The organism is Metabacillus sp. cB07 (genome assembly GCF_016839225.1).
GTDB classification, from domain to species: Bacteria; Bacillota; Bacilli; order Bacillales; family Bacillaceae; genus Bacillus_P; species Bacillus_P indicus.
The window spans coordinates 2,526,749-2,553,237 of record NZ_CP069296.1; the positions used below are offsets into that span (position 1 = coordinate 2,526,749).

A 26,489-nucleotide genomic window follows, 5' to 3' on the forward strand; every position below is an offset into this window, starting at 1 on the left:
TCCGGACTTTGCTTACCCTCTGATATCGTTTTACGGTTTTACAGGGTACGAGTCCTCACTTTGCTTACCCTCTGATATCGTTTTACGGTTTTACAGGGTACGAGTCCTCACTTTGCTTACCCTCACAGATCGAATTACGGTTTTGCAGGGTACGATTCCTCACTTTGCTTACCCTCACAGATCGAATTACGGTTTTGCAGGGTAGGATTCCCAACTTTGCTTACCCTCCGATATCGTTTTACAGTTTTGCAGGGTACGATTCAACACTTTGCTTACCCTCCCAGATCGATTTACAGTTTTGCAGGGTACGAGTCCTCCCACCATTCACCAAAGGTGGCTAAGCCTTGAAGCAAAAAGAGGTTCTATCCGCTTGCTCTAGTCGAAAATAAATAAAAGCCAGCATCTCTGCTGGCTTTTTGTGCGGATCAGTAGATCCAAGTATGAATATCTTTATCGTATTCGACAAGCTCTTCAGCTTTGAAGAATAAACCGATTTCGCGCTCTGCGCTCTCAGGAGAGTCAGATCCGTGAATGATGTTCTTTCCGACAAATAAACCATAGTCGCCTCTGATTGTACCCGGCAATGCTTCGGCTGGTTTGGTTTTCCCCATCATCGTACGTGAGATTTCAATCACATTTTCCCCTTCCCAAACCATTGCGAAAACTGGTCCGGATGTGATGAATTCAACTAATTCGCCGAAGAATGGCTTGCCGTTATGTTCCCCGTAGTGCTGTTCAGCAAGAGATACAGGGATCTGCATCAATTTTGCCCCGACTAAATGTAAACCCTTACTTTCAAATCTGGAAACGATTTTACCGATAAGCTGACGCTGAACGCCATCAGGCTTGACCATCATAAATGTTTTTTCCATGTTAATTTCTCCACCCCGCGATTGTTATGTATGGGCTTTCATGGCCCATGGAAATCGTACCATTATTTCACTTTTTACGCAATCGCATGGAGCGGATGAAATTAAAATTTTCTTTTTCCAATAAATTTTGCAATGCTTGAAAGAGCTGATCTCGCTCTGTTTCTCGGAAGCTCGCTCAATATATTGAAACCTTTCTCAAGATACATATCGCTGACCTTTACAGACCGGCTGATTGCATCAGACGCAATGATGGCGCGGATGATTTCATCCATCTCCTCTTTTGTCGTTCTGCTGTGCACCTTGCTGATTTTTTGCTTCAGTTCATCATCTTCCATAGCATAAAGAACCGGAAGCGTAATATTGCCCTGAAGGAGATCTCCCCCTACCGGTTTTCCGAGTTCCTCTTCTGTAGAAGTGAAATCAAGGATGTCATCTGTGATCTGAAAAGACATGCCGACATAATACCCAAACAGAAACAGTTTTCTGTGAACAGATTCAGGCACTCCTCCTGCGATCGCCCCAAGCTGGCAGCTCGCAGCAATCAAAAGAGCGGTCTTCCGCTTAATGCGTCTCAAGTAGACCCGCAGGTTCTGTTCATAGTCATATTTGTCTTTGATCTGCTCAATTTCACCAAGCGAAACTTCTACAATGGTTTTAGAGAGAATCTGGTGGGCGGCAACATTCTCGAGGGATGTCATAATTTCAAGTGATCTTGCAAATAAATAATCTCCGGTGTACATGGCAATGCGGTTGTCCCATTTCGCTTTTATCGTAGGTTTGCCGCGTCTGAGTTCAGCATCATCGATGACGTCATCGTGCACAAGTGATGCCATATGTATAATTTCAAGCGCAATCGCCACTTTTTTCACTTTTTCAATTTCATATTCGCCAAACATGGCCGAAAGCAATACAAAAACAGGGCGAATCCGCTTTCCCCCTGCCTGAAGAAGATGCAGCCCTGCCTCGCTTAGCAGAGGCTCTGTGGAGCTAACCGTTTTTTCTAGTTCCTGTTCGATCAGATCGAGATCTGCATTTAGAAACGAATACGCCATTTTAAATTTCATTCAATTCACCTAAATACTCGCATTTTTAAATCCGGATGAACCTGAGCCCGCTGAAAAAAATAAGTGCAATTCCTATGAGAGCTGTTTTAAAGAGATACTCGTCTTCTTTACTTTACACCGAGATGCATTGCTGCAACTCCGCCTGTGAAAGGTTTTACTTCCACGTCTTTAAAGCCGGCATCCCTGAACATCCGGGCAAGCTCCTTCATGCCCGGGAAATCTCTTGCAGACTCCTGGAGCCATGAATACTCGTCATAGCTTTTGGCAAACAGCTTTCCAAAGAGCGGCATGATAAACCGGAAATAAGCGTAATATGCCTGTTTAAAGCCTATCATCGTCGGCTGTGAGGTTTCCAGGCAGACGACTTTCCCCCCCGGTTTGACTACACGGTGCATTTCTTTGAGGACTGTCATATAGTCAGGAACGTTTCTGAGTCCAAATCCGATTGTGACATAATCAAATGTATTGTCAGCAAAAGGCAGCTCCATCGCGTTTCCATGAATCAGTTCAATGTTTGAATGGGCTTTGATTTTTTCTCTTCCGATCTTCAGCATATTGTTGCTGAAGTCAAGACCGACCGCCCTGCCTTCAGGACCGACAGCATCTGCCATGGCAATCGTCCAGTCTGCCGTCCCGCAGCATACATCAAGGGCTGCCGCTCCCCTTTTTACGTTCATTCGCTTCATCGTTTCCCTGCGCCAGGCTATATGGCGCTGAAAGCTGATAACGGAATTCATTTTGTCATAGTTTTTGTAGATTTTCTCAAATACAGAGTGTACTCTTTCCTCTTTTGACTGCTGCATGTTATAACCCTTCTTCCGCAAGCGTAGTGTATCTCATCTCCTGATTATACTTAAAAGACTGCAGTCTCGCCAAGAGAACCTTCTGAAGAGAGGACGGCTGCTGAAAACTGCTTTCGATCAAGGCTGCCGTTTCTTCAAAATAACGGTTGCAGAACTCTTTTAAATAGACACCCGTCCATTCAATGGCACCGGCATTCTTTTTCTTTTTGGCAGAATCGCCTGTTCGGTGATGAGATTCTGAGCTGTATTTGCTTTTTTCAAGCAGGAGGAGTTTGTATGAAAGAAACGCAGTCGTTAGCCTTGAGAATATGCCGGCCTGAATATAGTCAGACACATGCTCAAACAGGGAAGTTTCCACTTTAAGCAGACTTGCTGTGAATGAATCAAAATCAGCCGCCGATTGTTCGTATAGACGGATTTTGTGTTCATTGATTTCTTTTATTGCCGTTGCTAACGTCCGAATCATTCCGATATCCTGCATTTCAGAAAGAAGTGCGTAATAGAGTCCGCTGAAATAATCCCCGGCCAGAACAATAAGCTGTCTCTGCTTGAACTCTTCCTGCCTGAGATGAGCAGACGTTGAGACTTCATCATGAGTATCAAGGGCAATTTGCACAAGCATCGCAGTAATGATGTAATTTTCTTTCTTTTCCTCCGGAAGATCCGTCTGATCAAACAGAGCATAAAAGAGAAGCAATTTATCTTCATCAATCATTGGAGAAGGTATATATTTCGCTAAAAATGGATGAGTGAGTTTTACATGTAATGCGTCTTTGATTTTAGCTAATTGTACATAGATGTCTTGCAAATGAATCACCCTTGTCCCCACGTAAGAAATTTTTTCGGAAAGCCAGCAATAGCAACAACGTTCGTGATGCTTAGTAATGATTATTATACCATAAGTGCGCCGGGCGGAGTATTATCTTCTGGAATCGCTCTCTATTTCTCCGTGGCCTGTCTGAATAAGCGCTTTGCCCCTGATTTTAATGGCAGATGTGTGCTCTGTAAATTGCGCAATCATCACTTCGCCTTTATCAAGCTTTTCAGAATGATGGAAGCGTGTATCCGACCCGCGCGTAAGCCCGATTACGTTTACTCCGTCTTCGATTGCTTTAATCACAAGGAAATCATTTGTATTGTCTTTCAAGCAGGTTCACCCCCGTATTATGTAGTTGCTTATTCTTTTATAAATGAAAGAACTTCGGCTCTGGCCGCAGCATCTTTTGTAAAAACGCCTCTGACGGCTGATGTGATCGTTTTGCTGCCGGGCTTTTTGACGCCTCTCATTGTCATGCACATATGTTCTGCTTCCACGACAACCATAACGCCGTGCGGCTCCAGGGAATCGACAATGCTTTCTGCAATAGTTGATGTGATTCTCTCCTGCAGCTGAGGTCTTCTGCAAACGGCTTCAACTGCTCTTGCAAGCTTGCTCAGACCCGTTACTTTTCCGCCTTTAGGTATGTATGCTATATGCGCTTTTCCGAAGAAAGGGACGAGATGATGCTCGCACATGGAGTGAAAAGGGATATCTTTTACTAAAACGAGCTCTTCATGATCCTCGCCGAACACCGTTTTAAAATGTTCCTTTGGATCCTCATTAAGTCCTGAAAATACTTCCGCGTACATTTTTGCGACTCGTTTTGGAGTATCAAGCAGCCCTTCACGGTTAGGATCCTCACCTATTGCTTCAAGGATCAGCCTGACCGCCTCTTCGATCTGCTGTGTGTTGATTTGCCCCATACTTTTCCTCCCGGTAACAAGTTATTTGATACAGATTCTAGCACAGGTGAAAGATTAAAAGCAAAGAATGATGCACGCCCGCTCTGCCAGAATGAACTTCCTGCAGGCTTCTTCATCTTTCTCAGCACAAAGGAAAAGCCCCTATAAAAGGGGCTGTCCATTTGTTGTGTATGTATTTTATGCATCATACACGGGTAAGAGCACATTATTTACCGGCTACAGCATCTTTAAGAGCTTTACCTGGTTTGAACGCAGGCACTTTGCTTGCTGCGATTTCGATTTCTTCTCCAGTTTGCGGGTTGCGTCCTTTACGAGCCGCGCGCTCACGAACTTCGAAGTTACCAAAACCGATCAATTGTACTTTATCACCGTTTTTAAGTGCATCCAAAAGTGTATCGAAAACAGCATCAACCGCTTTCGTTGCATCTTTCTTAGACAGTTCGCTAGCTTCTGCTACCGCGTTGATTAGTTCTGTTTTATTCATGCCTTTCACCTCCTCCCAAAGTTTGTTGTCAGATTCAGCATAAATCCATTCTGTTAAATTCATTTCTTCACAGATTCTGCGGAATCTATACATGATAGAAACGCATTTTACTGTGAACACGCTAATCTTATCCGATTAACGCCTGAAATTCAATGTTTTTCCGCATGAATAGTGGGTTTCAAGGAAGATTGCACCAATGCAGAAAATAATTTCTGATAGTAGATTAACACATCAGGTTTCGCTAAGCAAGGAGAAACCTCAAGAAAACCTTTATAAATCAGGCATTGAGGCCTCCCCAGGCGAACATGCATTCTTGCCGGGACTCTATTTTACAAAAAAATGATGGGAGAAGCAAATACTATTTTAAAATATGTAACAACATACGCCGAACATGATTGTATATAAGGGGGTACGAAAGCGAATATTTTACTGAAATACATTTTTGTAACGTGTTTGTCATCTGGCTGAAAACTATTATTAAAGACAAAAAGACAGCCACCGAAAGTGGCCGTCATTTTGGTTGAGCTTATAGGATAATCGCGATTAAACCGCCTGATCCCTCGTTGATGATGCGTTCAAGCGTCTCTTTAAGTTTGTATCTTGCATTCTCGGGCATGAGTGACAGCTTCGCCTGAATGCCTTCTCTTACAATTGAGCTCAGGCTGCGGCCGAAGATATCAGAGTTCCAGATCGACAGCGGATTATCTTCGAAGTCCTGCATTAAGTACCGGACTAATTCCTCACTCTGTTTCTCTGTACCGATAATCGGCGCAAATTCAGACTCAACATCCACCTTGATCATATGGATAGAAGGAGCAACTGCTTTCAGGCGCACTCCAAACCTTGCACCCTGTCTGATGATTTCAGGCTCATCAAGGCTCATGTCGCTGAGAGCCGGTGCAGCAATGCCGTAGCCGGTCTGCTTAACCATTCTAAGAGCATCTGCGACTTGGTCGTATTCTGCTTTTGCATAGGCAAAATCCTGCATGAGCTGAAGGAGATGATCCTTCCCTCTTATTTCAACACCTACGACTTCTTTTAAAATCTGATCATATAAATCATCCGGAGCATAGAGGTCAATTTCGGCAATTCCCTGACCCATCTCAATTCCGGCAAGGCTTGCACGGTCGATAAAGTCGTATTCACTGAAATAGCCGACGACTCTGTCCACATCTCTCAGTCTTTTAATATCCTGAACGGTATCTTTTACAGCTTCCTGGTAGCTTTCACGCAGCCAGTGGTTGTCGCGCAGAACCATTACCCAGCTCGGGAGATTGACATTAACCTCTAGCACAGGGAATTCATATAGCGCTTCGCGGAGGACGTTCATGACATCTGTTTCGCGAATGCTCTCCACACTCATTGCCAGTACAGGAATATCATACTTTTCACTGAGCTGTCTCCGGAGCGTCTCAGACTCAGGATGATACGGCTGGACCGTGTTGATAATCATGATGAACGGTTTGCCAACTTCTTTCAGCTCTTCAATCACGCGCTCTTCTGCTTCTACATAATCTCTTCTTGGAATTTCTCCGATTGAACCGTCTGTTGTAATGACGACGCCAATTGTGGAGTGCTCCTGAATCACTTTTCTTGTTCCGATTTCAGCTGCTTCATGAAACGGAATCGGTTCTTCGTACCAAGGCGTATTGATCATTCTCGGGCCGTTTTCATCTTCATATCCTTTTGCTCCCGGAACCGTGTACCCGACACAGTCCACCAGTCTGATATTAACGTCAAGCCCCTCTTCAACATGAATCGATACTGCTTGATTAGGGACAAATTTAGGCTCTGTTGTCATGATGGTTTTGCCTGCGGCACTTTGCGGCAGCTCATCCTGCGCGCGTGCCCGGTCAGACTCGTTATCAATATTCGGAAGCACAACCTGCTCCATGAATTTTTTGATAAATGTAGATTTGCCTGTTCTTACTGCTCCTACTACTCCAAGATAAATATCGCCGCCTGTGCGCTCTGCGATATCTTTGAAAATATCTACCTTTTCCAAGTGATCCCCTCCCGATCATAGGCTTCTTGGGTTATTGACCGTCTGCTTTTTCGTGTTTAGGACACTATATATTTATGACGTTGTCCTATTTCTTTATGACAGTGATCTGAAATTTTTTTCTTGGTTCATTTTATGAACAGGTTTTTTATAAATGAAAAACCCTTCTTTCAGAGTTTATTTCCCGAAAGAAGGGTTCATGACTTAATTATTCAAAAAGACAGGTTCATTTTTTTCATTAACGGTATATGGCAATGAAAAAGCAGGAACAAATGGAGAATCCTTCACAAGGACATTGCGGATATCTTCTCCAGCTTTGTATGCTTCCTTACCTTCGTTCAGCTTTTTGTACAGGTCAATCCGGTAATCGGCATATACTTCGCCTTTATTGTCAATCACAAACGGCAGTGACTCTCCCGAGTAAGGGCTGACAGCTTGAGGGGCTTCTTTGTAGCCGAGTTTCTTATAGTCAAGAGTGAACACGTTTTCAGCGACTACATCCTTATATGGAGGATATCCGTTTGAAGCTTTATACACATTCAGCCTTGTTTTAATATCCCGGATTGTCTCTGACATTCGGAGATCTATCAGCTTAACAGTCGGATTATCCTCTACATCAACAAGCACGTATAAGTACACGCCGCCGTTTTCATAAGAAGTTCCCGGCGGTTCAGCCATGTATTTTGGAGCAATCTGGCTGAAGTCTACAGGGTATTTTTGATAGACAGGTGTTGTCATATCACGCGTTTTGATGGGAAGAAGGCCTCCTGAATCTTCTCTGAACCGGTCGACTGAATTCTGTACGGCCGCAATCTGATCCTCGTATGGGACCTGATTCTGATTCAGCTGATCCTCAGGGTAAAGACAGCCGGATAATAGCATAAGCATGGTAAAAACGGTTGCAAAAATAACAGGATTTTTCATGAAAATCTTCCTTTATGTAGTGAATTCCTTATTCATTAACGGGTCCGCTGAACACAACAAAAAAGATCAGAAGTCCTGCAAGAATCATAAAAAAGTAGGCAATTGCGGCAAATGCGCCTTTTAAAAACCCTTTCATTTTAAATCTGCTTAAATAGATTGCGAGAATCGCGATAAACATAAATCCCATCGATGCAAGCGCAATCCACATTTTCATTAACGCTGGACTCATTTCTGGTTTTACCTCCCTATCGTTTCGAACATATTATAGCATATATTTCAAAAAGCGGAATTGCCTGGTTCAATGGCGAATGTTTTACTTGATTCATTCACCCTCCCTCTTGATCAGAACGCAAAAAAACCGAAGTAAAGAGGGGGCAGCTCTACTTCGGTCATGCGTTTGCACCTGACTAATCGGTACCCATTGTTTAGAACAACTCATGATTTACTACGATGCATTTTATGCGAATATCAGAGCATTTGCATCCTCTAATGCCTAATTTCACTGAGAAATTCGCCAAAAAGGATACGTAAGTATACAGTTCAATGCTTTCATGTTTCACGTAATTGCACCTAGTGGTCCGTTTTCATGAGGTTGATGAATAGGCTTCACAAACTCAAGGTATAGTATGCAGCCCCAAACCCATGTGCCACAAGGTCAGCAGCGATTTTCGCTAATATTCACAATATCTTCCATTTCATGTGTTTTCACTCTCGCCATCAGCGAGTCCACAGCGTCCTTCACTTCTTTCCCGTTAAAAAGAACGGCATAGAGAGCTTCTGTGATCGGCATTTTCACATCAAATTTTTGAGCGAGCTGGTAAGCCGCTTTTGTTGTGCGCACGCCTTCAACGACCATGCCCATGTTTTCAAGAACATCTTCAAGCTTCTGGCCTTTTCCGAGAAGATTCCCCGCTCTCCAGTTTCGTGAATGAACGCTTGTACATGTTACGATCAGATCCCCGATTCCCGTCAGTCCTGAAAACGTAAGCGGATTGCCTCCCATGATGCTTCCGAGGCGGGCGATCTCAGCAAGTCCTCTAGTGATAAGAGCCGCTTTTGCGTTGTCCCCATATCCAAGGCCGTCTGTAATGCCCGCTGCAAGAGCAATAATATTTTTCAGCGCACCGCCGATTTCCACCCCGATGACATCAGGGTTCGTGTACACTCTGAAATGCTGATTCATAAACAGGTCCTGAACAAGCTCGGCAGCTGCAAGGTTATCAGATGAAGATGTAACAGTAGTCGGCTGCCTTAGCCCGACCTCTTCAGCATGACTTGGCCCGGACAGAACGACGACGTCCTGAAGGAGATCTTCAGGAACTTCCTCTTTAATGATCTCAGAAATGCGCAGAAGACTGTCAGGCTCTATCCCTTTGCTTACGTGCACGATTGTCAGCTTATGGCTGATTACTTTAATGACATCCTGAAGAACTTCCCGTATGGCTTTTGTAGGAACAGCGAGAACGGCAATCTGCACATCCTGCAGGGTTTCTCTTAAATCAGTGCAGCCCTTGATGTTATCTGAAAGCTCTATATCAGGGAGATACTTTTGATTTTTATGCGTTTCATTAATTTCCTGAATTAATTCCTTGCGGTGACCCCATAATCTTACATCGTGCTGATTATCTGCGAGAACAAGGCTTAGAGCAGTGCCCCAGCTTCCCGCGCCAAGAACGGCTATTCGCTGCATCTTCATTCACCTCTATTATTTTCTGGCCCGTGAAAAGATCTTGATCGGCGTGCCTTCAAATCCAAATGCATCCCTGATGCGGTTCTGAAGGAAGCGCTCATATGAGAAATGCATCAATTCGGGTTCATTGACAAAAATAGCAAACGCAGGCGGCTTGACTGCAACCTGTGTAGCGTAGTAAATTTTCAGTCGTTTGCCTTTATCTGTCGGCGCCGGATTCATGGCGACTGCATCCATGATGACATCGTTCAATACAGTGGTCTGAACGCGCAGAGCGTGGTTTTCACTTGCACGCACAATTTGCGGAAGCAGTGTATGAATGCGGCGTGTCGTTTTTGCCGAAAGAAAAACAATCGGAGCATAATCAAGGAACTGGAAGTGGTCTCTGATCTTCACTTCAAAGTCCTTCATCGTTTTTTCATCTTTCTCTACAGCATCCCATTTGTTTACGACAATGACAACTGCTCGGCCTGCTTCATGGGCATAGCCTGCAATGCGTTTATCCTGCTCGATAATGCCCTCTTCCCCGTCAATGACGACAAGAACAACATCTGAGCGGTCAATGGCCTTTAGGGCACGCAGCACGCTGTATTTTTCCGTTGATTCGTATACTTTCCCTTTTTTCCTCATACCAGCCGTATCGATGATCACGAAGTCCTGTCCTTCGTAGCGGTAGCTTGTATCGACCGCATCACGTGTAGTGCCGGCAATGTTGCTGACGATTACGCGCTCTTCACCAAGCAGGGCATTAACAAGGGAAGATTTCCCGACATTCGGGCGACCGATAAGGGAGAACTTAATGGTTTCCTCATCATATTCCTCTGTAATAAGGTTCTTGAAATGCTCTGCCACAGCATCAAGCAAATCACCGAGGCCCAGGCCGTGGGAGCCTGAGATCGGAAACGGCTCGCCGAATCCCAGCGCATAAAAGTCATAAACACTCGCTCTCATATCAGGGTTATCGACTTTGTTTACAGCCAGAACGACAGGCTTTTTGCTGCGGTAAAGAATCTTTGCGACTTCTTCATCTGCAGCTGTGACACCTTCACGGCCGTTCGTCATAAAGATGATGACGTCAGCTTCATCAATCGCGATTTCCGCCTGCTGGCGGATCTGTGCGAGAAACGGTTCGTCGCCGATGTCAATACCGCCTGTATCAATCACATTAAACTGGTAGTTCAGCCATTCTCCTGAACTGTAAATTCTGTCACGTGTTACTCCTGGGATGTCTTCAACGATAGATACACGTTCACCGACAATCCGGTTAAAAATTGTTGATTTGCCGACGTTTGGGCGTCCAACAATTGCAATTACGGGTTTAGCCATAGCGATCTTTCCTTTCAGCTTACAATTTACGTATTTATGTTAAACAGGCAGCATCAGTCTCATTTTCTGTACAATAAGCTTTTTCAAAAAACTCAGGCTGTACATTTGCAGCCTTTCTGACCATGATAACAAGACTCAGGGAAGAGCCTTCATGAAAGAAACCCTTCTCTTTTAGGAAGGGCTTAACTTTTATATATTAGCAGAGATTAGCATGTTGTACAACTCAATGCTTGACAATTATGTAAAGATCCTCGCCGATTCCATGGGCAATGCCATCCAGGATGGCTTCAAGATTCTTTGCGAAAAAATCCATTTCTTCCTTGTCTTTCACAATAAATACAGCCGTCCCTCCTGCTACCTTCGCGGGGTTGGTCGTCACTGCAGCGAGTATATACTTTTCAAGAGCTGTGTTCACTTGACCGACCTGCCTTCTTTATTTGCTTTTGATTCACTTGGCATGCGAATGGCATTTTCGAGGGTAGGAACTTCGCCGATGACGGTTTTTGCAAGGTCTTTGTCTCCGCCCTGGGGAAGAACAAAAACACCAAGACGGCCGTCATCAAGGTCTCTTTTTGCCAGCGGAACAAGGGAAGGCTCTCCTGAATCGCGATGAACGCCGAGGGCTGTAGACACATCATGAAGGATTGCCTGCCTCTGACCCAGATTGGCGATTGTATTTCTGGCGTTGTAATTTTTTGGAGTCAGCACAAAGCCCATGCCGTATTTCAATACAGCTTCCTGTTTGTCTGGAACCCCGATGTTCATAATATAAATATTATCCACATAAAGTCCGGCCCCTTCAAAATGGGGCGCCACATATTCGATGTCCACGATATCTTTAATCTTGCTTCCCGCCATCAATTTTTTCGACACGAGCAGGCAAATGACGCCTGATGCAAGTGCAGCCCAAACATTCAGCGCCAAATAGACAAGCGTAACAACTAAAGATGTAAAGATCACGAGATAATTGCGGCTTTCAAAGGCGACGGCAATTCCTTCAATATAAGTAGCCCCGCGGGGCACAAGTTCATAGCCGTCAAGCTCTGTTAATGTATTGCGCTCCATGTTTCTTACCTCCCTGAACTGTGAAGCTGCAAGGGTTAAAAACGTGATGGCTGTAAATTCTTCTTCCATAATTGCCGGAATAGCGATTGTGCCAAGGCCGGCCGCTATGACTCCAAGCGCCACATGAATGATTTTCCCGTGAAGATAGGTGGGATACTGCCTGTAATCAGTCCGAAGCATATAAAGTCTTGTAAAAACCCCAAATGCTACACCAAAAATGATCGGTAACGTATATTCATTCATCCTATGCCTGCTTCCCCCTTGCTGCTTTTTGCAGAGTTTGATTCAAGGCAGCCATTGCCGCTTCCACGCCGGTCCACGTGCAGACAGCGAGAAGACTGACAGCCGCCATATTCATGTAGTCATAGGATCCGATGGCAAGGCCGCTGTAAAACCTGCTTAAGATCCCATAGAACAGGACATCTCCATGGGCTATTGCAACAAATAAGAAGCCTAAACGTTCATGGATACTTTTCCCAAGATAATTCGCTAATATACTTAAAAGACCCGTAACGACATAAAACCTGTCGACCGCAAACCAGACCGGATCAAACAGTTCCACTAAATGAACAGCTGCATAGGCTGCAGACATCGTCATCACTGACAGAAAAGAATAGAGCTTTCTGGGTGACTTCGAGAAAAGATAATACCCCGTCAGCAAGGTCAGAACAAACGGCACACTGACCGTAAATGGATAGACCTGTGCCGTCATCTCTCCTGTTATGATGAATGTCAGCAGCAAAAAGGAAAGAAAGGTTCGCTTTGCAGATTTTTTCATTAAAAACACCGCTATAATCCATGCTCCCCACAAAATCCAATAGTAAAATACGTTCTCCACTCTTCTCACTCCTATTTCTACCAGTATGGCTGCATTTTTACCTCTTTAATCCAAAATACCGGCAAAAATTTTGCTGATGAAGCAAGCTGCATTGAGTCATACTAAGCCATAAAAGGAGGGAAAAACATGGGACGCGACAGACAGGAAAAGAAATTGAAACAAAGCGGACGAGTGGAATCTGACAGAGATCAATCGTTAACTTATAAAGGCGCTGCATCACTTGAAAGTCCGGAAGAATCGAGAGCCAGAAATAAATAAGGTTTTATATATGCAAAAAATCCGCATCTCTGCTTAGAGATGCGGATTACTTTATTTCCTGATTATTCGATTGCTCCATGCTTTTGTATCTGCATTCCGTTCGGAAAGGTAATGGTGGGTAAACCCTGATATAATGACCGGCGCTTCCTGAAGCTGTTTGACGCTTTCAGCACCGAGGGCAGCCATGATCATTTTCAATTCTTCCTGAACATTTTTTATTTCAAGAACGAGTGCTTCATAGCCGTCTTCAATCAGGATCTTTAAAAAGAAGCCTGCCATGCCGGCTCCAGACGCACCTAGGGCGACAGCTTTTGCGATATCCATCGCATCCTGAATGCCTCCTGAACCGATGATGGAAACATCTTTCACCGATGACGCAATCTCTGCGATTGACGCCGCCGTTGGAATGCCCCAATCATTAAAGCTTTCAAGAAGCCTGCTTCTCCGCTCATTTTCAATTCTGGCAAAATTCGTTCCGCCATAGCCGCCGACATCAATGGCTTTCACACCTGCATCCGCAAGTTTTGAAGCTGCTTCACGGTTTATGCCAAAGCCCACCTCTTTTACAAAGACGGGTACATCCACTGCCTCTGCAATAGCAGAAATCCGGTTTAACGCCCCTGAAAAGTCACGGTCTCCTTCTGGCATCACAAGTTCCTGCACAACATTAAGATGGATTTGAAGAGCATTTGCTTCAATCATGTCAATTGCCGTTTTCGCCTGGTCAGGCGTTGCCTCGCTGCCGAGATTGGCAAACAGGACGCCTTTTTGATTCACCTTGCGCACAATTTCATAGGATTCCCGTTCAGAGGGATTTCTTATCGCCGACATTTGCGATCCGACTGCAACAGGGATCCCGCATTCAGCAGCCGCAGAAGATAATGCTTCATTAATCTTAACTGTTTCAGAACCGCCTCCGCCTGTCATCGCATTGATAAAAATTGGCGAACTTAAGACAAGTCCGCCAATTTCAGTATGCATATCAATGTGATGAACAGCTGTATCAGGCAAGCTTTGATGAAGAAACAAGATGTCGCTGAATCCATTATTACGCTTTTGTCCTGTTTTTAAAGCATGTTGAATATGGTCAATCTTTCGCTTAGCTCTGCTCACAGTCATCACCGTTTACTTTTTTAATTTGTTTAATTGATCACCGATCATCTCACCAAGCTGGAAGCCGGATGATTCTTCTTTCGCCTGATAATTGCGGTAGTCTTCTTCGTCCGCTTTTTCAGGTTCTTCAAGCTCCCGGATGCTTAGGGAGATGCGCTGTTCGTTCTCATTGACATCAAGCACTTTAACCTGAACGCTCTCGTTTTCAGAAAGAACTTCATGAGGTGTGCCGATGTGCTTGTTTGAGATCTGGGAGATATGGACAAGGCCTTCTACTCCAGGAAGAATTTCAACGAATGCTCCGAAAGAAACAAGACGTTTTACTGTACCCTCAACAACGTCTCCCGCTTTCACCTGGCTTGTAATATTCTCCCATGGTCCAGGCAGGGTTTCTTTGATGGAAAGAGAAATCCGCTCGTTGTCACGGTCGACAGAAAGAACTTTGACCTGTACCTTCTGCCCTTCTTCAACAACTTCGGAAGGCTTGTCAACATGATTGTGCGAAAGCTGTGAAATGTGGACAAGACCGTCAATTCCGCCGATATCGACGAAAGCACCGAAATCAGTGAGGCGCTGGACAGTGCCTTCCAGCACTTCTCCTGCTTTGATCATGTCAAGACGCTGCTGTTTTTTCTCACCCTGCTCTTTTTCTACGACCGCACGGTGAGACAGAATGACGCGGTTTTTCTCACGGTCAATTTCAACAACCATAAGAGAAAGCGTTTTGCCCCTGTAGTCAGAAAAATCTTCGACGAAATGTGATTCCACTAAAGACGCCGGTATGAATCCTCTGACACCGAGGTCTACAACAAGACCGCCTTTTACAACGTCTTTCACTTCCGCGTCAAACACTTCTTTTGATTCAAATTTGGCCTGAAGCTGATCCCAGGCAAGATCTGCATCTATCGCTCTTTTTGAAAGGATGAGGGCTTCATCCTCAACTTTTGTTACTTTCAGCTGCAATTCCTCATTTTCACTTACAACATCGGAAGCTTTTTCAACGTGCAGACTGGATAATTCACTGATTGGAATTATGCCTGTATGCTTTACGCCGTCAATTTCAACAATTACCTGTTTGTCTTCTACTTTGGTAACGATCCCTTTCAGGACATCACCGACTTCCGGTGTTTTTACTTCTACATCATTCATGTCTTCAACCATTCCAATTACCTCCTTGGTCACAACCCACGACTTAGTTGGATATGTATGAAATCACTTTTTAGAATAAAGTGAAAATACTCTTTTTACTAACTTCTAATAAATGCTACATTTTGTCAAGTAGTTAGACTCTTAAGATTGATGTTTTTCGAGCAATTCAGCAATTTTCGACATAATCAGTTCTGTAGCCTCATCTGCGGACGTTTTCTTCTCGCGGAGCGGAGCAAAATCGATCGGTGGACCGAAATAAACCCTTACTTTCTGAAAAGGCTTGTAGGTGCCGATTATGGCACACGGGACGATGCTTGCATCTGATTTCAGCGCAAAGAATCCTGCGCCTGCCAGTCCCTTTCCAAGCTTGCCGTCCTTGCTCCGTGTTCCTTCCGGAAACAGGCCGAGCACTCCGCCGTCTTTCAGGACATTGAGCCCTTTCCTGATGGCTTCCCTGTCGCTCATTCCTCTTTTAACCGGGAATGAGCCGACTTTCCTAACTATACCCCCAAGAACCGGCACCCGAAACAATTCTTCTTTCGCCATAAAATGCACCTGTCTCGGCGCGCAGATTCCGACGGTCGGGGGATCCAGATTGTCAATATGGTTTGAACAGAGAAGAACAGCGCCGTCTTTTGGAAAGTGTTCTTTCCCGTGAATTTCAATCCTGTACAGCGGAAAAAAAACCGACGCGACAACACCCTTGGCAAATTGATAAAAACTCATCCGCATCAAAGCCTCTCTTGGACAATTTTTTTAATTTCATCTACAACTCCCTGAATGGAGAGAGAGGTTGTATCGATTTCAACTGCATCCTCTGCTTTTTTCAGCGGGGCTACTTCTCTTTCTGAATCAAGCTTGTCTCTTCTTTCTATCTCAAGTTCAAGCTGCGCAAGATCAGAGGTAAAGCCCTTAGAAAGATTTTCTTCATGCCTTCTTTTTGCGCGCTCAGTAACAGAAGCGCGAAGGAAAATTTTCACTTCCGCATTCGGCAGCACGTGCGTTCCGATATCCCTGCCGTCCATGACCACTCTTCCGTTTACAGCCATATCCTGCTGGCGTTTCACCATTTCTTCCCGCACGGATGCATGCTTGGCCGCAATGGATACAGAGTTTGTCACTTCATGTGAACGGATTTGCTCTGTGACATTTTCCCCATTCACAAAAACAAGCTGGCCGCTTTCACTTGGAACTAGTTCAATATGTGCATCCGAAAGAATTTCTTTAACAGCTGCTTCATTTTCAAGGTCCTCATTTTTCTTAAGGACCATGTATGTGAGTGCTCTGTACATAGCTCCCGTGTCAATATATAAATATGAATAATCTTCTGCAAGTATTTTCGCAACTGTACTTTTGCCTGCAGCAGCAGGGCCGTCAATTGCAATAGAAATAGTACGTTCCATAGTTCCTCCTCGGGTAGTTTACCAGATTCTTAGCCTGAGCCGCTCTGGCAGGCTTTTTAGAACAAACAAAAAAGAATGCAGGTTTACTTGTCCTGCACACTGGATTGTTTGAACGTTTCAAGCCATTCGCTGATTGTCAGTTTGTTTACACCTTCATATTGTACCACACGCGAGATGTGAGGCTGCAAACCAGGATTTGTCAGGGCAGCCTGCGCGCACAAGAGCAATATCAGATGGATCATGATTAGTTTAAAGAGTATTCTCTCTGCCCGTTTCATCTGCTTATCAAACTCCGTTTTTACCATTAGTATGGTGCAGGAGCGCGGGTCTTATTCGGCTGCAGTCTTCTTTTTCTTCAGAAGCAGCTCCTGGTCGAAGCAATACTGCAGCAGCTGTTTCCGGTCAGTTTCTGTCATATCCGTAAATTCCAGGGCAGCTATGCCCGATTTGCCGGCATTTATTACGTTCGCCTGAATTTTCGCGTACTGGATACTGCCGTTTTGGAAATGGAGAGAAAGCCACATCCATACTTGATCATTTTCATTAAGCCCTGCGTTTGCAGGCACCTTCACGGCGGCTCCACCTGCACTTAAATCCACGGTTAAGGCTGTAAAAGGCTTAAAAGCATCAGATACAGAATGAATGGCGGCATCGGCATCTGTTTCAACTCTTACATATTCTCTTCTTTGCACTTTTGTAAAGCCATTCTGTTCAGGAAGCGTAAAAGCAAGCATTGGAATCGTTTCTTTTTTTCTGTGAAGAAGAACAGACTTAAACAAATATGCCTGCCCATGCTGTGAAAAAAAGGCGTTTATTTCTGTTCCATTTAAAAGAAAGGTCGTTTTGCCTGTTTCGTCATTAATCGGATAATCGGTATATAAGACCCGGTCCTTTAGATCGACTACCCGGCATCTTAATCTTGCCGCATCCCCGCCCTGCACTTCAATATACAGTGTATCTCCAATTGCCAGCACATGATCACACTCTTTCATTCTCTCTTCTTTTATTAAATCATGTAATAAAAAAAAGGAAAAGCCTTATTCTGCTTTTCCTTCTGAAAAAAATCCTCCTAAATTTCCTGATAAATCGGTTCGGAGTTATCCAGTTTTTCAACCTTTTCTTCTGAACCGTCTTCAGCGTTCACAAAGATCCGGTACGTGTCATTCTCCATCGTTCCCAAGAACTCGTAGCAGAGAACTTCTTCTCCGAGCTCATTTGTGATGATGGCGAGTCTGTCTTCCTGAACCATCAGATTCGGATTCACAAAGCCCTTAGCTTCTTCTGTGCTGAGCTTTGCCTTAGGAATTTCGCGTTTTCTGTGAGAGGCAAGATAATCCCTTGCAGAAAAACCGATGACTTTGCCGTCATCAAGCGCCACTTTCATGCGGATTGCATCAGGGTACAGCCTTACGTTTTCATAGACGGAAACAAAGGAAAAGATTCCGATGTTCTCAAACTGTGCGCTTTCGTAAAGAATGAGATCTGAAAAACCTTGATCTTTCAAGAATTTGGCCGCGTTGTTTGAAGCCTCATTCAGGCTGATTTTCGGTTGTGCCACTTTGCGGTTTTGAAGCAGCCAGATAGGATATCCGCCTTTTTTCGTAATATCAAGATAGATCTCCGATTTCTTTTTAGGGTCATTGACCGATACACTGTAAAATTCAAGGGGAGATCCTTTTCCATTTGGAGTCACTTTCATATTTCCCGTAGAGCCTGGAACAAATTTTTCGACAATTTTCGGAACTTCTTTTTCAGTAATGACTTTACCTTTTAAATGATTAAAGCCTTCTTCTTCTTTTTTTACTGAAGTAAAAGACGGGTCAAAGTCTGTGCTTGAGTATGCATTCACATTTTTTTCAACCGTCTTGAATCCGTTAATGATCGTGTTATCCTGCTTTTCTTCGCCTGAAGCAAGTGCAAGCTCCACATCCATCCAGCGCAGATTATTATCAATAACCATATGCTGAACGTTCCGCAGCTCTTTTTGAATATCTTCTGATTTCGCATACAGCTGCTTTAAAGTTGCGTATTCCTGATCTGAGAGCGGTTCTTTGTCAAGGTCTCTGACCGCTGTGCGGTAGCTGAAATCAGAAATGCTTGCGAGAAATTCTTCTGTTTTATTGAACGGCAGCAGAGTCAGCGGAAGCTGTCCTACATCTGAATGTGCTTCTGATGTGATTCTCCAGACTTCAACAAGACCGGGAGAAAGTGATTTTCTTGAATTCATGGCAAGAGTTGCACCGATTTTATCATGCAGCTGGTCCACTTGATAGGTCAGGTCATGGAAAGCCCTCTGATAATTGTTTTCTGCATGTATCAGCACGGCATTTTTCTCCTGATGCTCTTTATAGCCCCAATAAGCCGTTCCGACAACACCAATTGTAAGTATTGCGATCAAAATCCCTCTGATCATTTTGTTCACCTCTTAATTACAGAATATGTGCTTTCCAATCTGTTTAATTTGAGGACGTCCCCAAATCCATCCGCTTGTCGCTGTATCAGGGTTAAAGTAATAAATGGCCCCTTCAGTCGGATCCCATCCATTAATCGCATCCATGACTGCTTTTTTAGCTGTGTCGTTTGGTGTCAGCCAAATCTGGCCGTCAGCTACAGCTGTGAACGCCCGCGGTTCAAAAATAACGCCTGACACCGTATTCGGGAATGTTGCGCTGTCCACCCGGTTGATGATAACCGCTGCAACCGCTACCTGTCCGATATAAGGTTCGCCGCGTGCTTCCCCGTATACGGCATTAGCCATCAGCTGAATGTCATTTTGTGAAAATCCTTCCGGCATATTGACGGCCGTTGTTTTTGCTTTGCTTTGTGATTTAGGCTGAGCCTGCTTCTTTGGCTGTGCCTGCTGCTTCTGCTGAGGTGCCTGCGCTTTTGGCTGCTCTTTTGGCTGTTCTTTTTGCTGAGCCTGGCCTGCAGGCGCTTTTTGGCCGCCTTTTTTTCCATAGGTCGCTTTGAGCTTCGCCTTATATTCCTTTGAAGGAGCAACCTGTCTGTCGAGCGGCACGCCGCCATAATGAGTGAAATCTTTTCCTTTGTTCAACTGTCTGTGGACAAAATCACGGTAGTATTTTGTAGTCTGTGACAATTTATGCTTCGTTGCTTCTCCGACCAGACCATCAATCTCTTTCAGCCCAAATTCGTATTGAAAATTGCGCACCGCCCAATATGTGCTCCACCCATACACCCCGTCAATTGAACCGTTATAATAGCCGTTGTACTGCAATCTTGCCTGCAGTTCCACAACATCATCGCCAACAGCGCCTTTTTGAATCACTTGATCCGAAAACGCATGGGCTTCATTTTGATTAAAAATCGTTAATTGAAAAACAAGGGCAATCATCACTGCACCCGCCGTCATCCAAATGAAACGTTTTTTCTGCATGCTGCTGCCTCCTCATGATTGATGAATTTCCTTACAACGTATTTTTTGTTGTAATTGGTATTTTATACAGCATGTTTAGAAGTTCTGTTCATTTAGAGGTGAAATGGAAATGGCAATTCAGCTGTAATCCTGATGCTGAACCGAACTTTCCGCAGGGGGCGCAATGCGCAAAAAAGCAATCCTGGTGCAGGATTGCTTTTACGGATCCGTATTTTATTGTTTTAAAGCCACTGCATACTTATTATGTTTAATCATTCTCGCTTTTTTTGCTTTATGCAGGGAAAACCACCAGAGACATAGCGTAAATGGCACCATATAAAGCGGCCAGAGCTTGTGGGCAACAAGGATATAGTCATACAATCCATGCAAAATGACGGGAACCATTAACGAAAAAAGAATCCATTTTCTTTTTTCCGAGAGCTCGGAAAACTTTCCTTTTCCCATGTAATAGCCCATAATCACGCCAAATAATGCGTGACTGGAAACCGGAAGCAGCGCACGGCCGACAGCAAATTCAAGTCCGTTTCCGATTAAGTACAAAATATTTTCAAGTGTAGCAAAGCCCAGTGATGAAGCAACCCCGTATACAATGCCGTCGTAATGTTCATCAAAGTGAACATGCGGATAGATGGTCACAAATAAAATAAACCATTTAAAAAATTCTTCCAAAAGTCCGCTCGAGAAAAAAGCCAGCAGCACCTTTGAGTCAATGATCTGTTCCGTCTCAAGCACATACTGAATAAACATGATCGGAAAAACAAGCAGCGCCCCGAAGGCAAATGACCGGAACACCATATAAATCGGCTCTGCTTCATATTGGTCCTTTAAATAGAAATAACTTAAAATGGCTAAGCCAGGGGCTATGCCGGCAGAAATAATGGCAATCATCCGCAGGCCTTCTTTCTTCAAAATTCTTCTATTTATAATGGTATCATGTTATCGTAAAATTGAAAATGAATTGAGAGAAAAGATATTGAACAACCGGAGGGGCTTATGAAACATATTTTTGTCATCCATACAGGCGGAACCATTTCGATGAGCGAAGATGAAACAACCGGCGAGGTCAAGCAGGGAGAATCCAATCCGCTGCTTAAGCATTTGCTTACGTTTAACGATATTGTGATTACTTCAAAAGAACTTTTTTATCTGCCTTCACCGCACATCACACCAAAAGAAATGCTCGAACTTAAAGAAACGATTGAAAAAGCATGTCAAAAAGATCAAATAGATGGAATTGTGATTACACACGGAACGGACACATTGGAGGAAACAGCCTACTTTCTTGATTTAACTCTTAATGTACGGATTCCTGTCGTCATAACAGGCGCCATGCGCTCAAGCAATGAGCTCGGGTCGGACGGGCTGTATAACCTTGTTTCCTCTATTCAGGTGGCTGCGAGCACTGAAGCTGCAGATATGGGCGTGCTTGTCGTAATGAATGATGAGGTGCACTCGGCAAAAAACGCTACCAAGACCCACACCAGCAACGTTGCTACCTTCCAGAGTCCTCAGTACGGACCCATTGGAATTGTCAACAAGCGCGGAGTGGCTTTTCATCACAAACCTGTAAACCGCACTCATCTTAAAGCCGATCATCTGACGAAACAGGTCATGCTTCTTAAAGCTTATGCAGGGATGGACGACACAATTTTAAAGGCAATCGCCGAAGTGAAGCCTGACGGTCTTGTCATTGAAGCGCTTGGACAGGGCAACCTTCCGCCAACCTTAATGCCTGCACTTGCTAAGCTTATGAATGCAGGCGTCAAAATTGTCATTGTTTCGAGATGCTTTAACGGCATTGTTCAGGATATTTATTCTTATGAAGGCGGAGGAAAAACACTGAAAGAAGCCGGCATTATCTTCAGCAACGGCCTGAACGGGCAAAAAGCCCGCCTGAAACTGATGATTGCTCTTGAGACAACACAGGATGCAGGCGAACTTCAGAAGATTTTTTCCTTTTAAAGAACCAGACAAAAAAAAGACATCACCTTATGGAGTGATGTCTTTTTTTGCTGCGATGTTTTCTGCAATCAGTCCGCCATGGAACCGTCCGTTTTCAATAAAGATTTCATTTGCGTTATTCCCGGCTGCAATGACGCCCGCAATATAAATGCCCGCTTCGTTTGTTTCCATCGTTTCTTCTGAAAAAGCAGGACGTCCCGTAGCGGGATCAATGTCCACACCCATTTTTGTCAGGAAAGAATGATCCGGATGATAGCCTGTCATCGCAAAGACAAAATCATTTTGGATCGTCACTTCTTCTTTGCAGTCTTTTTCATAGACAACTGTATCCTCTGTTATCCGCTTTAAGAGTGAATTAAATTCCATTTTAATGGTTCCGTTTCTGACAAGCGCTTCAAATTCAGGGAGAATCCAAGGCTTAACGCTTGGCGAATACGAACCGCCCCTGTAAATAACCGTGACTCTGGCCCCTGAGTGCACCAGTTCAAGCGCCGCATCGACGCTTGAGTTTTTTCCGCCCACAACGACGACATCTTTATCAAAAAATGGATGACCCTCTTTAAAGTAGTGAAACACCTTTGGAAGGTCCTCACCCTCAATGTTCATATAGTTAGGATGATCATAATACCCGGTTGCGACAATGATGTAATCTGCATTGTATGTATCCTTTGATGTTGAAACATTAAAGGACTTGCCTTCCTTTGTTACGCCTGTCACTTTTTCAAAGGCGTGAATTCTCAGACTGCTGCGCCTTACGACATCACGGTAATAGGCAAGCGCCTGAATTCTGTAAGGCTTCCTGTTTTCAGTAATAAACGGAATGCCTCCAATTTCCAGCTTCTCGGCTGTACTGAAAAAAGTCTGGTGTGTAGGATAATGATAAATAGAATTAACAATATTTCCTTTTTCTATAATAAGGGCATCGATCCCTTTTTCTTTTAAAGCAAGTGCCGCCGCAAGTCCGCATGGACCTCCTCCGATAATGATGACCTCTTCTTTTTTCACCATGTTCACTCCTGAATTTCTAGTTTTTGCTACATGCAAAAAAATCTCCTACCGGTAATGATAGGAGATTTCTTGAACAGTTGCAAACAATTAACTTAAATCCAGCCTCTAAACCTTGATGCTTCCGCCATTTTGCGGACACCAACCATGTAGGCAGCAAGGCGCATATCGACTCGTCTTGTCTGTGACGCATCGTAGATATTATTGAAGGATTTGACCATAACCTTTTCGAGCTTTTCCTCAACTTCTTCTTCCGTCCAGTAGTAGCCCTGATTATTCTGAACCCACTCAAAGTATGAAACCGTAACACCGCCGGCACTTGCAAGCACATCAGGAACGAGCAGAATGCCGCGGTCAGTCAGAATTTGAGTCCCTTCAATCGTTGTTGGCCCGTTCGCCGCTTCAACAACGATGCTTGCGCGGATGAGATGGGCGTTTTCTTCAGTAATCTGGTTTTCAATCGCTGCCGGTACAAGAATGTCGCAATCAAGCTCAAGCAGCTCTTTATTTGTAATCGTATCATTAAATAACTTTGTCACAGTACCAAAACTGTCTCTGCGGTCAAGAAGGTAGTCGATATCAAGACCATCAGGATCGTGAAGACCGCCGTATGCATCAGAGATTCCAATGACTTTGGCTCCTGCATCATGCATGAATTTCGCAAGGTAGCTTCCCGCATTTCCGAAGCCCTGCACGACAACCCTCGCGCCTTTCAGCTCAATGCCCTTTTTCTTCGCGGCTTCATGAATACAAATTGTTACACCTTTAGCAGTAGCTGATTCACGTCCGTGCGAACCTCCAAGAACAAGAGGCTTCCCTGTAATAAATCCAGGAGAGTTAAATTCATCGATGCGGCTGTATTCATCCATCATCCAGGCCATAATCTGTGAATTAGTAAAAACATCCGGTGCCGGAATATCTTTTGTCGGTCCGACAATCTGGCTGATTGCTCTTACATAGCCGCGGCTGAGCCGCTCGAGCTCACGGAATGACATATCACGGGGATCGCAGACGATTCCGCCTTTTCCTCCGCCGTATGGCAAGTCAACAATTCCGCACTTCAGGCTCATCCAGATTGACAGCGCTTTAACTTCAGTTTCGGTTACTCCAGGATGGAAACGGATTCCGCCCTTTGTAGGCCCTACTGCATCATTATGCTGCGCGCGATAGCCAGTAAAAATTTTAACTGAACCATCATCCATTCGAACAGGTATTTTTACCGTCATCATTCTCATCGGCTCTTTTAGTAATTCATACACTTCTTCAGGATAACCCAGCTTCTCCAGGGCTTTATGTATCACCGTTTGTGTTGATTTCAGCACATCATGCTTTTCTCGTTTATGATTGGTGCTCTTTTCGGCTACCATCGAGTAAACCTCCTACTGTCTCTTCAGGATGGGTGGAATGTCCACCTTTCATGACATAGTATACACCTTTGGCCCTTTTCTGCAAAGTAGAAATAGCGAAAAGAAAACGTATTTTTGTAAGCGATTTCAATGAAGTGGAGGATATGGATAAAACAGGATTCAAACACATAAGTATAGTTCGAAAGCTTAGAATAGTAAGACATCTTCATTGAAAGAAAAACCCGAAGTCTTTAAGACTGCGGGTTTTTCTTCCAGTAATAGGAATACAGCTTTTCTACAGCGAAGTCTTCAAGCAGGCACTTGCCATACTCATGTAAGTAATGGATGGATATCATCGATGGATTCCCGTATTCTGCGATAATGGATACAAGCGTATCAACATGTATTGGCTGGTGTTCGTCGAGTATAAGAAAAAAACGGTTTTGGTATGAATAGACCGTTCCTTCCTTCAGACCCTGAGAATAAAGAGCATTTGTCAGCTGGATAATGTCTTCAAATTCATGAAATTCATAGACAATGTCGCAATTCTGATCAAGCTTCACCTGCATTTCAATATAGTCATCCGCATAATCTTCATCGGATTCTTCTTCTTCATGGTTTTTGGTGACGATGATCACCATGCCTTGCGCCTGAAGAGAATAAACCTCTACAGCAATCGGGCCGCTCGCTTCAAATCCAAGCTCCTCACTTGCTTCGTCCATCATTTCCCTGAAAAGCTGATGCACTTTCAGAGAATCTTTCCATAAGTCTTCCTTTGTCAGTCCTCTGTCCATTAAATCATCTATGGTTAAGAAGATTTTGATCTTGTTATAGTTCAATCGCTCTAGCCGCATCCCTTACCCTCCTGCCGTCAGAACGTACTTTTTTCTTTATCATATGAATTGCAGGCGGGATGGTTCGCCTGATTTTCCAGCAAGTTTACACCAATCGGACAGGTTTAGAGAAGCAAAATGGTTCAGACAGACAGACGTTCTTTCAGCCAGGTGTCCCACTCTTCTTTTGTATTGCCGACAAACATGGATTCATATGGCTTCAGATCATCTCTTGAAACCTTATTAAAGCCGTTTCCACCGAGTCCTATTATCAGGTGTTCATGCTTTCCTCTGAGTTCACCTGCAGATGCGATTGTCTTTTCTACATTTTCCTGCAGAGTACAGGAGTAGAAAAGGAATTTCGGGTTCACTTCACCCAGAACAATATCGATATCTCCGTCAGCAATGCTTGTCCCCAAATAAATGACCTCAAACCCTTTTCTCCGGAGGTAGAGGGTGAAGATCAACAGGCCGAGTTCATGCCATTCGCCCGGTCCGCACACAGAGACCACTTTGGGAAGCAGTCCGTTTACCGGAAGAGTATGAAGGATGATGCCGATTCTTGATCTGAGAAAAGATGACGCAAAATGCTCATGGGCAGATGTAATTTTTCCGTTTTCCCACAGGTCTCCTATTTTAACAAGCAGCGTTCCGAGGATATCGATAAGCACTTTATCAATCGAGTAAAGACTGAAGGCTCTGTTAAGCAGCTCGTGGGCGGTGTTCTCATCAAATGAGAGAAGCGCAGTCATAAGCTCCTCTGTTAAATCCATTGACCGGTCGGAGGCATCCGGTGCTGCTGAAACGCTGACAGGGTCTTCTGAAGGCAGTTCGCTGTGTTCAAGAAGATTGACAGCCTGACTGATCGTAAACCCTTTATTCACCTTCGTGATCAGCCATTTTAAAATTTTTATGTGTTCTTCTGTATATAAGCGGTGGCCGGAATCATTTCTGACCGGTGCGATCATGTTATAGCGTCTTTCCCAGGCTCTGAGGGTTCCCGGCTGGATTCCAAGCATTTTGGAGACTGCCTTTATGTTGTATTTGCCTTCTTGACTGGACATATCAAATCCTCCAATTACAAAAATCACTGTAATCAAAGTATATAGGATTAAACACCTTGTGTAAACTTTGTATAACAGTTGAATAGTCTGATCTCTAGTATTTTCTGAAATTTCGAGGCATGTTTCTTTCAATGCGCTCTTTTCAGCT

The 26,489-nt window shown here is 44.2% G+C and carries 30 protein-coding genes; 2 read left to right on the forward strand and 28 right to left on the reverse strand.

Going from position 1 to position 26,489, the window contains the following annotated elements; genetic code table 11:
* Positions 1 to 425: 425 nt before the first annotated feature.
* The 15 genes from ndk to JOJ89_RS12890 all read right to left on the reverse strand — a co-directional run bounded on the left by ndk (position 426) and on the right by JOJ89_RS12890 (position 12,811).
* The gene (gene ndk / locus JOJ89_RS12820; RefSeq protein WP_029280253.1) at positions 426 to 872 is read right to left on the reverse strand and encodes a nucleoside-diphosphate kinase; all 447 of its coding nucleotides are present in this window, start codon (positions 870 to 872) and stop codon (positions 426 to 428) included.
* Between the two features lie 101 nt (positions 873 to 973).
* Positions 974 to 1,936: a heptaprenyl diphosphate synthase component II gene (gene hepT / locus JOJ89_RS12825; protein WP_203287652.1), complete on the reverse strand. Its 963-nt coding sequence runs from the start codon at positions 1,934 to 1,936 to the stop codon at positions 974 to 976.
* 107 nt (positions 1,937 to 2,043) lie between these two features.
* The gene (locus JOJ89_RS12830; protein ID WP_203287654.1) at positions 2,044 to 2,739 is read right to left on the reverse strand and encodes a demethylmenaquinone methyltransferase; all 696 of its coding nucleotides are present in this window, start codon (positions 2,737 to 2,739) and stop codon (positions 2,044 to 2,046) included.
* Between the two features lies 1 nt (position 2,740).
* Positions 2,741 to 3,547: a heptaprenyl diphosphate synthase component 1 gene (locus JOJ89_RS12835; protein WP_203290339.1), complete on the reverse strand. Its 807-nt coding sequence runs from the start codon at positions 3,545 to 3,547 to the stop codon at positions 2,741 to 2,743.
* Positions 3,548 to 3,658: 111 nt separating this feature from the next.
* On the reverse strand, positions 3,659 to 3,886 hold the full coding sequence (gene mtrB, locus JOJ89_RS12840; RefSeq protein WP_029280244.1) for a trp RNA-binding attenuation protein MtrB: 228 nt from the start codon (positions 3,884 to 3,886) through the stop codon (positions 3,659 to 3,661).
* Positions 3,887 to 3,915: 29 nt separating this feature from the next.
* Positions 3,916 to 4,482 (reverse strand): GTP cyclohydrolase I FolE, encoded by a 567-nt coding sequence (gene folE, locus JOJ89_RS12845; protein WP_203287655.1) that lies wholly within the window; start codon positions 4,480 to 4,482, stop codon positions 3,916 to 3,918.
* A gap of 205 nt (positions 4,483 to 4,687) precedes the next feature.
* Positions 4,688 to 4,966, reverse strand: a complete 279-nt coding sequence (hbs, locus tag JOJ89_RS12850) for a non-specific DNA-binding protein Hbs (protein WP_029280242.1) — start codon at positions 4,964 to 4,966, stop codon at positions 4,688 to 4,690.
* A gap of 526 nt (positions 4,967 to 5,492) precedes the next feature.
* Positions 5,493 to 6,971, reverse strand: a complete 1,479-nt coding sequence (gene spoIVA / locus JOJ89_RS12855; protein WP_029280240.1) for a stage IV sporulation protein A — start codon at positions 6,969 to 6,971, stop codon at positions 5,493 to 5,495.
* A gap of 201 nt (positions 6,972 to 7,172) precedes the next feature.
* Positions 7,173 to 7,892, reverse strand: coding sequence for a hypothetical protein (locus JOJ89_RS12860; RefSeq protein ID WP_203287657.1), 720 nt, complete (start codon positions 7,890 to 7,892; stop codon positions 7,173 to 7,175).
* Between the two features lie 28 nt (positions 7,893 to 7,920).
* Complete coding sequence (locus JOJ89_RS12865) at positions 7,921 to 8,121, reverse strand: DUF2768 domain-containing protein (protein WP_203287659.1); 201 nt, start codon at positions 8,119 to 8,121, stop codon at positions 7,921 to 7,923.
* 426 nt (positions 8,122 to 8,547) lie between these two features.
* The gene (locus tag JOJ89_RS12870) at positions 8,548 to 9,582 is read right to left on the reverse strand and encodes an NAD(P)H-dependent glycerol-3-phosphate dehydrogenase (protein ID WP_203290340.1); all 1,035 of its coding nucleotides are present in this window, start codon (positions 9,580 to 9,582) and stop codon (positions 8,548 to 8,550) included.
* Positions 9,583 to 9,597: 15 nt separating this feature from the next.
* Entirely contained in the window at positions 9,598 to 10,908 is a 1,311-nt protein-coding gene (der, locus tag JOJ89_RS12875; protein WP_029280232.1) for a ribosome biogenesis GTPase Der, read from the reverse strand.
* A 223-nt stretch (positions 10,909 to 11,131) separates the two neighbouring features.
* Entirely contained in the window at positions 11,132 to 11,323 is a 192-nt protein-coding gene (locus JOJ89_RS12880; RefSeq protein WP_029280230.1) for a capping complex subunit for YIEGIA, read from the reverse strand.
* Entirely contained in the window at positions 11,320 to 12,216 is an 897-nt protein-coding gene (locus JOJ89_RS12885; RefSeq protein ID WP_029280228.1) for a YIEGIA family protein, read from the reverse strand. Before JOJ89_RS12885 ends, JOJ89_RS12880 begins: the two co-directional genes overlap by 4 nt.
* Before the next feature lies 1 nt (position 12,217).
* On the reverse strand, positions 12,218 to 12,811 hold the full coding sequence (locus JOJ89_RS12890; RefSeq protein WP_203287661.1) for a YphA family membrane protein: 594 nt from the start codon (positions 12,809 to 12,811) through the stop codon (positions 12,218 to 12,220).
* A 126-nt stretch (positions 12,812 to 12,937) separates the two neighbouring features.
* On the opposite strand from JOJ89_RS12890, the gene JOJ89_RS12895 reads away from it, so the two are divergent.
* Entirely contained in the window at positions 12,938 to 13,069 is a 132-nt protein-coding gene (locus tag JOJ89_RS12895; RefSeq protein WP_081414146.1) for a YpzI family protein, read from the forward strand.
* Between the two features lie 51 nt (positions 13,070 to 13,120).
* On the opposite strand, the gene fni is transcribed toward JOJ89_RS12895, so the two are convergent.
* The 9 genes from fni to prsW form a co-directional block, all read right to left on the reverse strand.
* On the reverse strand, positions 13,121 to 14,182 hold the full coding sequence (gene fni / locus JOJ89_RS12900) for a type 2 isopentenyl-diphosphate Delta-isomerase (protein ID WP_029280225.1): 1,062 nt from the start codon (positions 14,180 to 14,182) through the stop codon (positions 13,121 to 13,123).
* 12 nt (positions 14,183 to 14,194) lie between these two features.
* Entirely contained in the window at positions 14,195 to 15,343 is a 1,149-nt protein-coding gene (gene rpsA, locus JOJ89_RS12905) for a 30S ribosomal protein S1 (protein ID WP_029280223.1), read from the reverse strand.
* Positions 15,344 to 15,472: 129 nt separating this feature from the next.
* Positions 15,473 to 16,057: a lysophospholipid acyltransferase family protein gene (locus JOJ89_RS12910; protein WP_029280221.1), complete on the reverse strand. Its 585-nt coding sequence runs from the start codon at positions 16,055 to 16,057 to the stop codon at positions 15,473 to 15,475.
* 5 nt (positions 16,058 to 16,062) lie between these two features.
* Positions 16,063 to 16,734 carry a (d)CMP kinase gene (cmk, locus tag JOJ89_RS12915; protein WP_029280219.1) on the reverse strand — a complete coding sequence of 224 codons (672 nt, stop codon included), beginning with the start codon at positions 16,732 to 16,734 and terminating at the stop codon, positions 16,063 to 16,065.
* 83 nt (positions 16,735 to 16,817) lie between these two features.
* The gene (locus tag JOJ89_RS12920; protein WP_029280217.1) at positions 16,818 to 17,012 is read right to left on the reverse strand and encodes a DUF5359 family protein; all 195 of its coding nucleotides are present in this window, start codon (positions 17,010 to 17,012) and stop codon (positions 16,818 to 16,820) included.
* 51 nt (positions 17,013 to 17,063) lie between these two features.
* Entirely contained in the window at positions 17,064 to 17,708 is a 645-nt protein-coding gene (locus tag JOJ89_RS12925; RefSeq protein ID WP_203287671.1) for a flagellar brake protein, read from the reverse strand.
* Positions 17,709 to 17,803: 95 nt separating this feature from the next.
* On the reverse strand, positions 17,804 to 19,147 hold the full coding sequence (gene ypeB, locus JOJ89_RS12930) for a germination protein YpeB (protein WP_203287673.1): 1,344 nt from the start codon (positions 19,145 to 19,147) through the stop codon (positions 17,804 to 17,806).
* A 12-nt stretch (positions 19,148 to 19,159) separates the two neighbouring features.
* Positions 19,160 to 20,107, reverse strand: a complete 948-nt coding sequence (sleB, locus tag JOJ89_RS12935) for a spore cortex-lytic enzyme (protein WP_481825275.1) — start codon at positions 20,105 to 20,107, stop codon at positions 19,160 to 19,162.
* 237 nt (positions 20,108 to 20,344) lie between these two features.
* A complete protein-coding gene (gene prsW / locus JOJ89_RS12940; RefSeq protein ID WP_203287687.1) occupies positions 20,345 to 21,019 on the reverse strand; it encodes a glutamic-type intramembrane protease PrsW in 675 nt (224 codons plus the stop codon).
* Between the two features lie 105 nt (positions 21,020 to 21,124).
* On the opposite strand from prsW, the gene JOJ89_RS12945 reads away from it, so the two are divergent.
* Complete coding sequence (locus JOJ89_RS12945; RefSeq protein WP_029566059.1) at positions 21,125 to 22,093, forward strand: asparaginase; 969 nt, start codon at positions 21,125 to 21,127, stop codon at positions 22,091 to 22,093.
* Positions 22,094 to 22,120: 27 nt separating this feature from the next.
* On the opposite strand, the gene JOJ89_RS12950 is transcribed toward JOJ89_RS12945, so the two are convergent.
* The 4 genes from JOJ89_RS12950 to JOJ89_RS12965 all read right to left on the reverse strand — a co-directional run bounded on the left by JOJ89_RS12950 (position 22,121) and on the right by JOJ89_RS12965 (position 26,341).
* Positions 22,121 to 23,101, reverse strand: coding sequence for a YpdA family putative bacillithiol disulfide reductase (locus tag JOJ89_RS12950; RefSeq protein ID WP_481825276.1), 981 nt, complete (start codon positions 23,099 to 23,101; stop codon positions 22,121 to 22,123).
* Between the two features lie 92 nt (positions 23,102 to 23,193).
* Complete coding sequence (locus JOJ89_RS12955; RefSeq protein ID WP_029280204.1) at positions 23,194 to 24,465, reverse strand: Glu/Leu/Phe/Val family dehydrogenase; 1,272 nt, start codon at positions 24,463 to 24,465, stop codon at positions 23,194 to 23,196.
* A 230-nt stretch (positions 24,466 to 24,695) separates the two neighbouring features.
* The gene (locus tag JOJ89_RS12960; RefSeq protein ID WP_029280203.1) at positions 24,696 to 25,298 is read right to left on the reverse strand and encodes a genetic competence negative regulator; all 603 of its coding nucleotides are present in this window, start codon (positions 25,296 to 25,298) and stop codon (positions 24,696 to 24,698) included.
* A gap of 122 nt (positions 25,299 to 25,420) precedes the next feature.
* Positions 25,421 to 26,341 (reverse strand): MerR family transcriptional regulator, encoded by a 921-nt coding sequence (locus tag JOJ89_RS12965; RefSeq protein WP_029280202.1) that lies wholly within the window; start codon positions 26,339 to 26,341, stop codon positions 25,421 to 25,423.
* Positions 26,342 to 26,489 lie beyond the last annotated feature (148 nt).

Excerpts from the sequence above, each read along its gene's own strand:
- hbs (WP_029280242.1), bottom strand. The coding sequence starts at position 4,966 with ATGAATAAAACAGAACTAATCAACGCGGTAGCAGAAGCTAGCGAACTG.
- JOJ89_RS12960 (WP_029280203.1), bottom strand. The coding sequence starts at position 25,298 with ATGCGGCTAGAGCGATTGAACTATAACAAGATCAAAATCTTCTTAACC.
- sleB (WP_481825275.1), bottom strand. The coding sequence starts at position 20,107 with ATGACGGCGGGTGCAGTGATGATTGCCCTTGTTTTTCAATTAACGATT.
- JOJ89_RS12910 (WP_029280221.1), bottom strand. The coding sequence starts at position 16,057 with ATGAGTTTTTATCAATTTGCCAAGGGTGTTGTCGCGTCGGTTTTTTTT.
- JOJ89_RS12865 (WP_203287659.1), bottom strand. The coding sequence starts at position 8,121 with ATGAGTCCAGCGTTAATGAAAATGTGGATTGCGCTTGCATCGATGGGA.
- rpsA (WP_029280223.1), bottom strand. The coding sequence starts at position 15,343 with ATGGTTGAAGACATGAATGATGTAGAAGTAAAAACACCGGAAGTCGGT.
- JOJ89_RS12895 (WP_081414146.1), top strand. The coding sequence starts at position 12,938 with ATGGGACGCGACAGACAGGAAAAGAAATTGAAACAAAGCGGACGAGTG.
- JOJ89_RS12950 (WP_481825276.1), bottom strand. The coding sequence starts at position 23,101 with ATGGTGAAAAAAGAAGAGGTCATCATTATCGGAGGAGGTCCATGCGGA.
- JOJ89_RS12885 (WP_029280228.1), bottom strand. The coding sequence starts at position 12,216 with ATGAATGAATATACGTTACCGATCATTTTTGGTGTAGCATTTGGGGTT.
- JOJ89_RS12965 (WP_029280202.1), bottom strand. The coding sequence starts at position 26,341 with ATGTCCAGTCAAGAAGGCAAATACAACATAAAGGCAGTCTCCAAAATG.
- JOJ89_RS12830 (WP_203287654.1), bottom strand. The coding sequence starts at position 2,739 with ATGCAGCAGTCAAAAGAGGAAAGAGTACACTCTGTATTTGAGAAAATC.
- prsW (WP_203287687.1), bottom strand. The coding sequence starts at position 21,019 with ATGATTGCCATTATTTCTGCCGGCATAGCCCCTGGCTTAGCCATTTTA.
- hepT (WP_203287652.1), bottom strand. The coding sequence starts at position 1,936 with ATGAAATTTAAAATGGCGTATTCGTTTCTAAATGCAGATCTCGATCTG.
- folE (WP_203287655.1), bottom strand. The coding sequence starts at position 4,482 with ATGGGGCAAATCAACACACAGCAGATCGAAGAGGCGGTCAGGCTGATC.
- der (WP_029280232.1), bottom strand. The coding sequence starts at position 10,908 with ATGGCTAAACCCGTAATTGCAATTGTTGGACGCCCAAACGTCGGCAAA.
- JOJ89_RS12870 (WP_203290340.1), bottom strand. The coding sequence starts at position 9,582 with ATGCAGCGAATAGCCGTTCTTGGCGCGGGAAGCTGGGGCACTGCTCTA.
- JOJ89_RS12945 (WP_029566059.1), top strand. The coding sequence starts at position 21,125 with ATGAAACATATTTTTGTCATCCATACAGGCGGAACCATTTCGATGAGC.
- ypeB (WP_203287673.1), bottom strand. The coding sequence starts at position 19,147 with ATGATCAGAGGGATTTTGATCGCAATACTTACAATTGGTGTTGTCGGA.
- cmk (WP_029280219.1), bottom strand. The coding sequence starts at position 16,734 with ATGGAACGTACTATTTCTATTGCAATTGACGGCCCTGCTGCTGCAGGC.
- JOJ89_RS12955 (WP_029280204.1), bottom strand. The coding sequence starts at position 24,465 with ATGGTAGCCGAAAAGAGCACCAATCATAAACGAGAAAAGCATGATGTG.
- JOJ89_RS12920 (WP_029280217.1), bottom strand. The coding sequence starts at position 17,012 with ATGAAACGGGCAGAGAGAATACTCTTTAAACTAATCATGATCCATCTG.
- JOJ89_RS12860 (WP_203287657.1), bottom strand. The coding sequence starts at position 7,892 with ATGAAAAATCCTGTTATTTTTGCAACCGTTTTTACCATGCTTATGCTA.
- ndk (WP_029280253.1), bottom strand. The coding sequence starts at position 872 with ATGGAAAAAACATTTATGATGGTCAAGCCTGATGGCGTTCAGCGTCAG.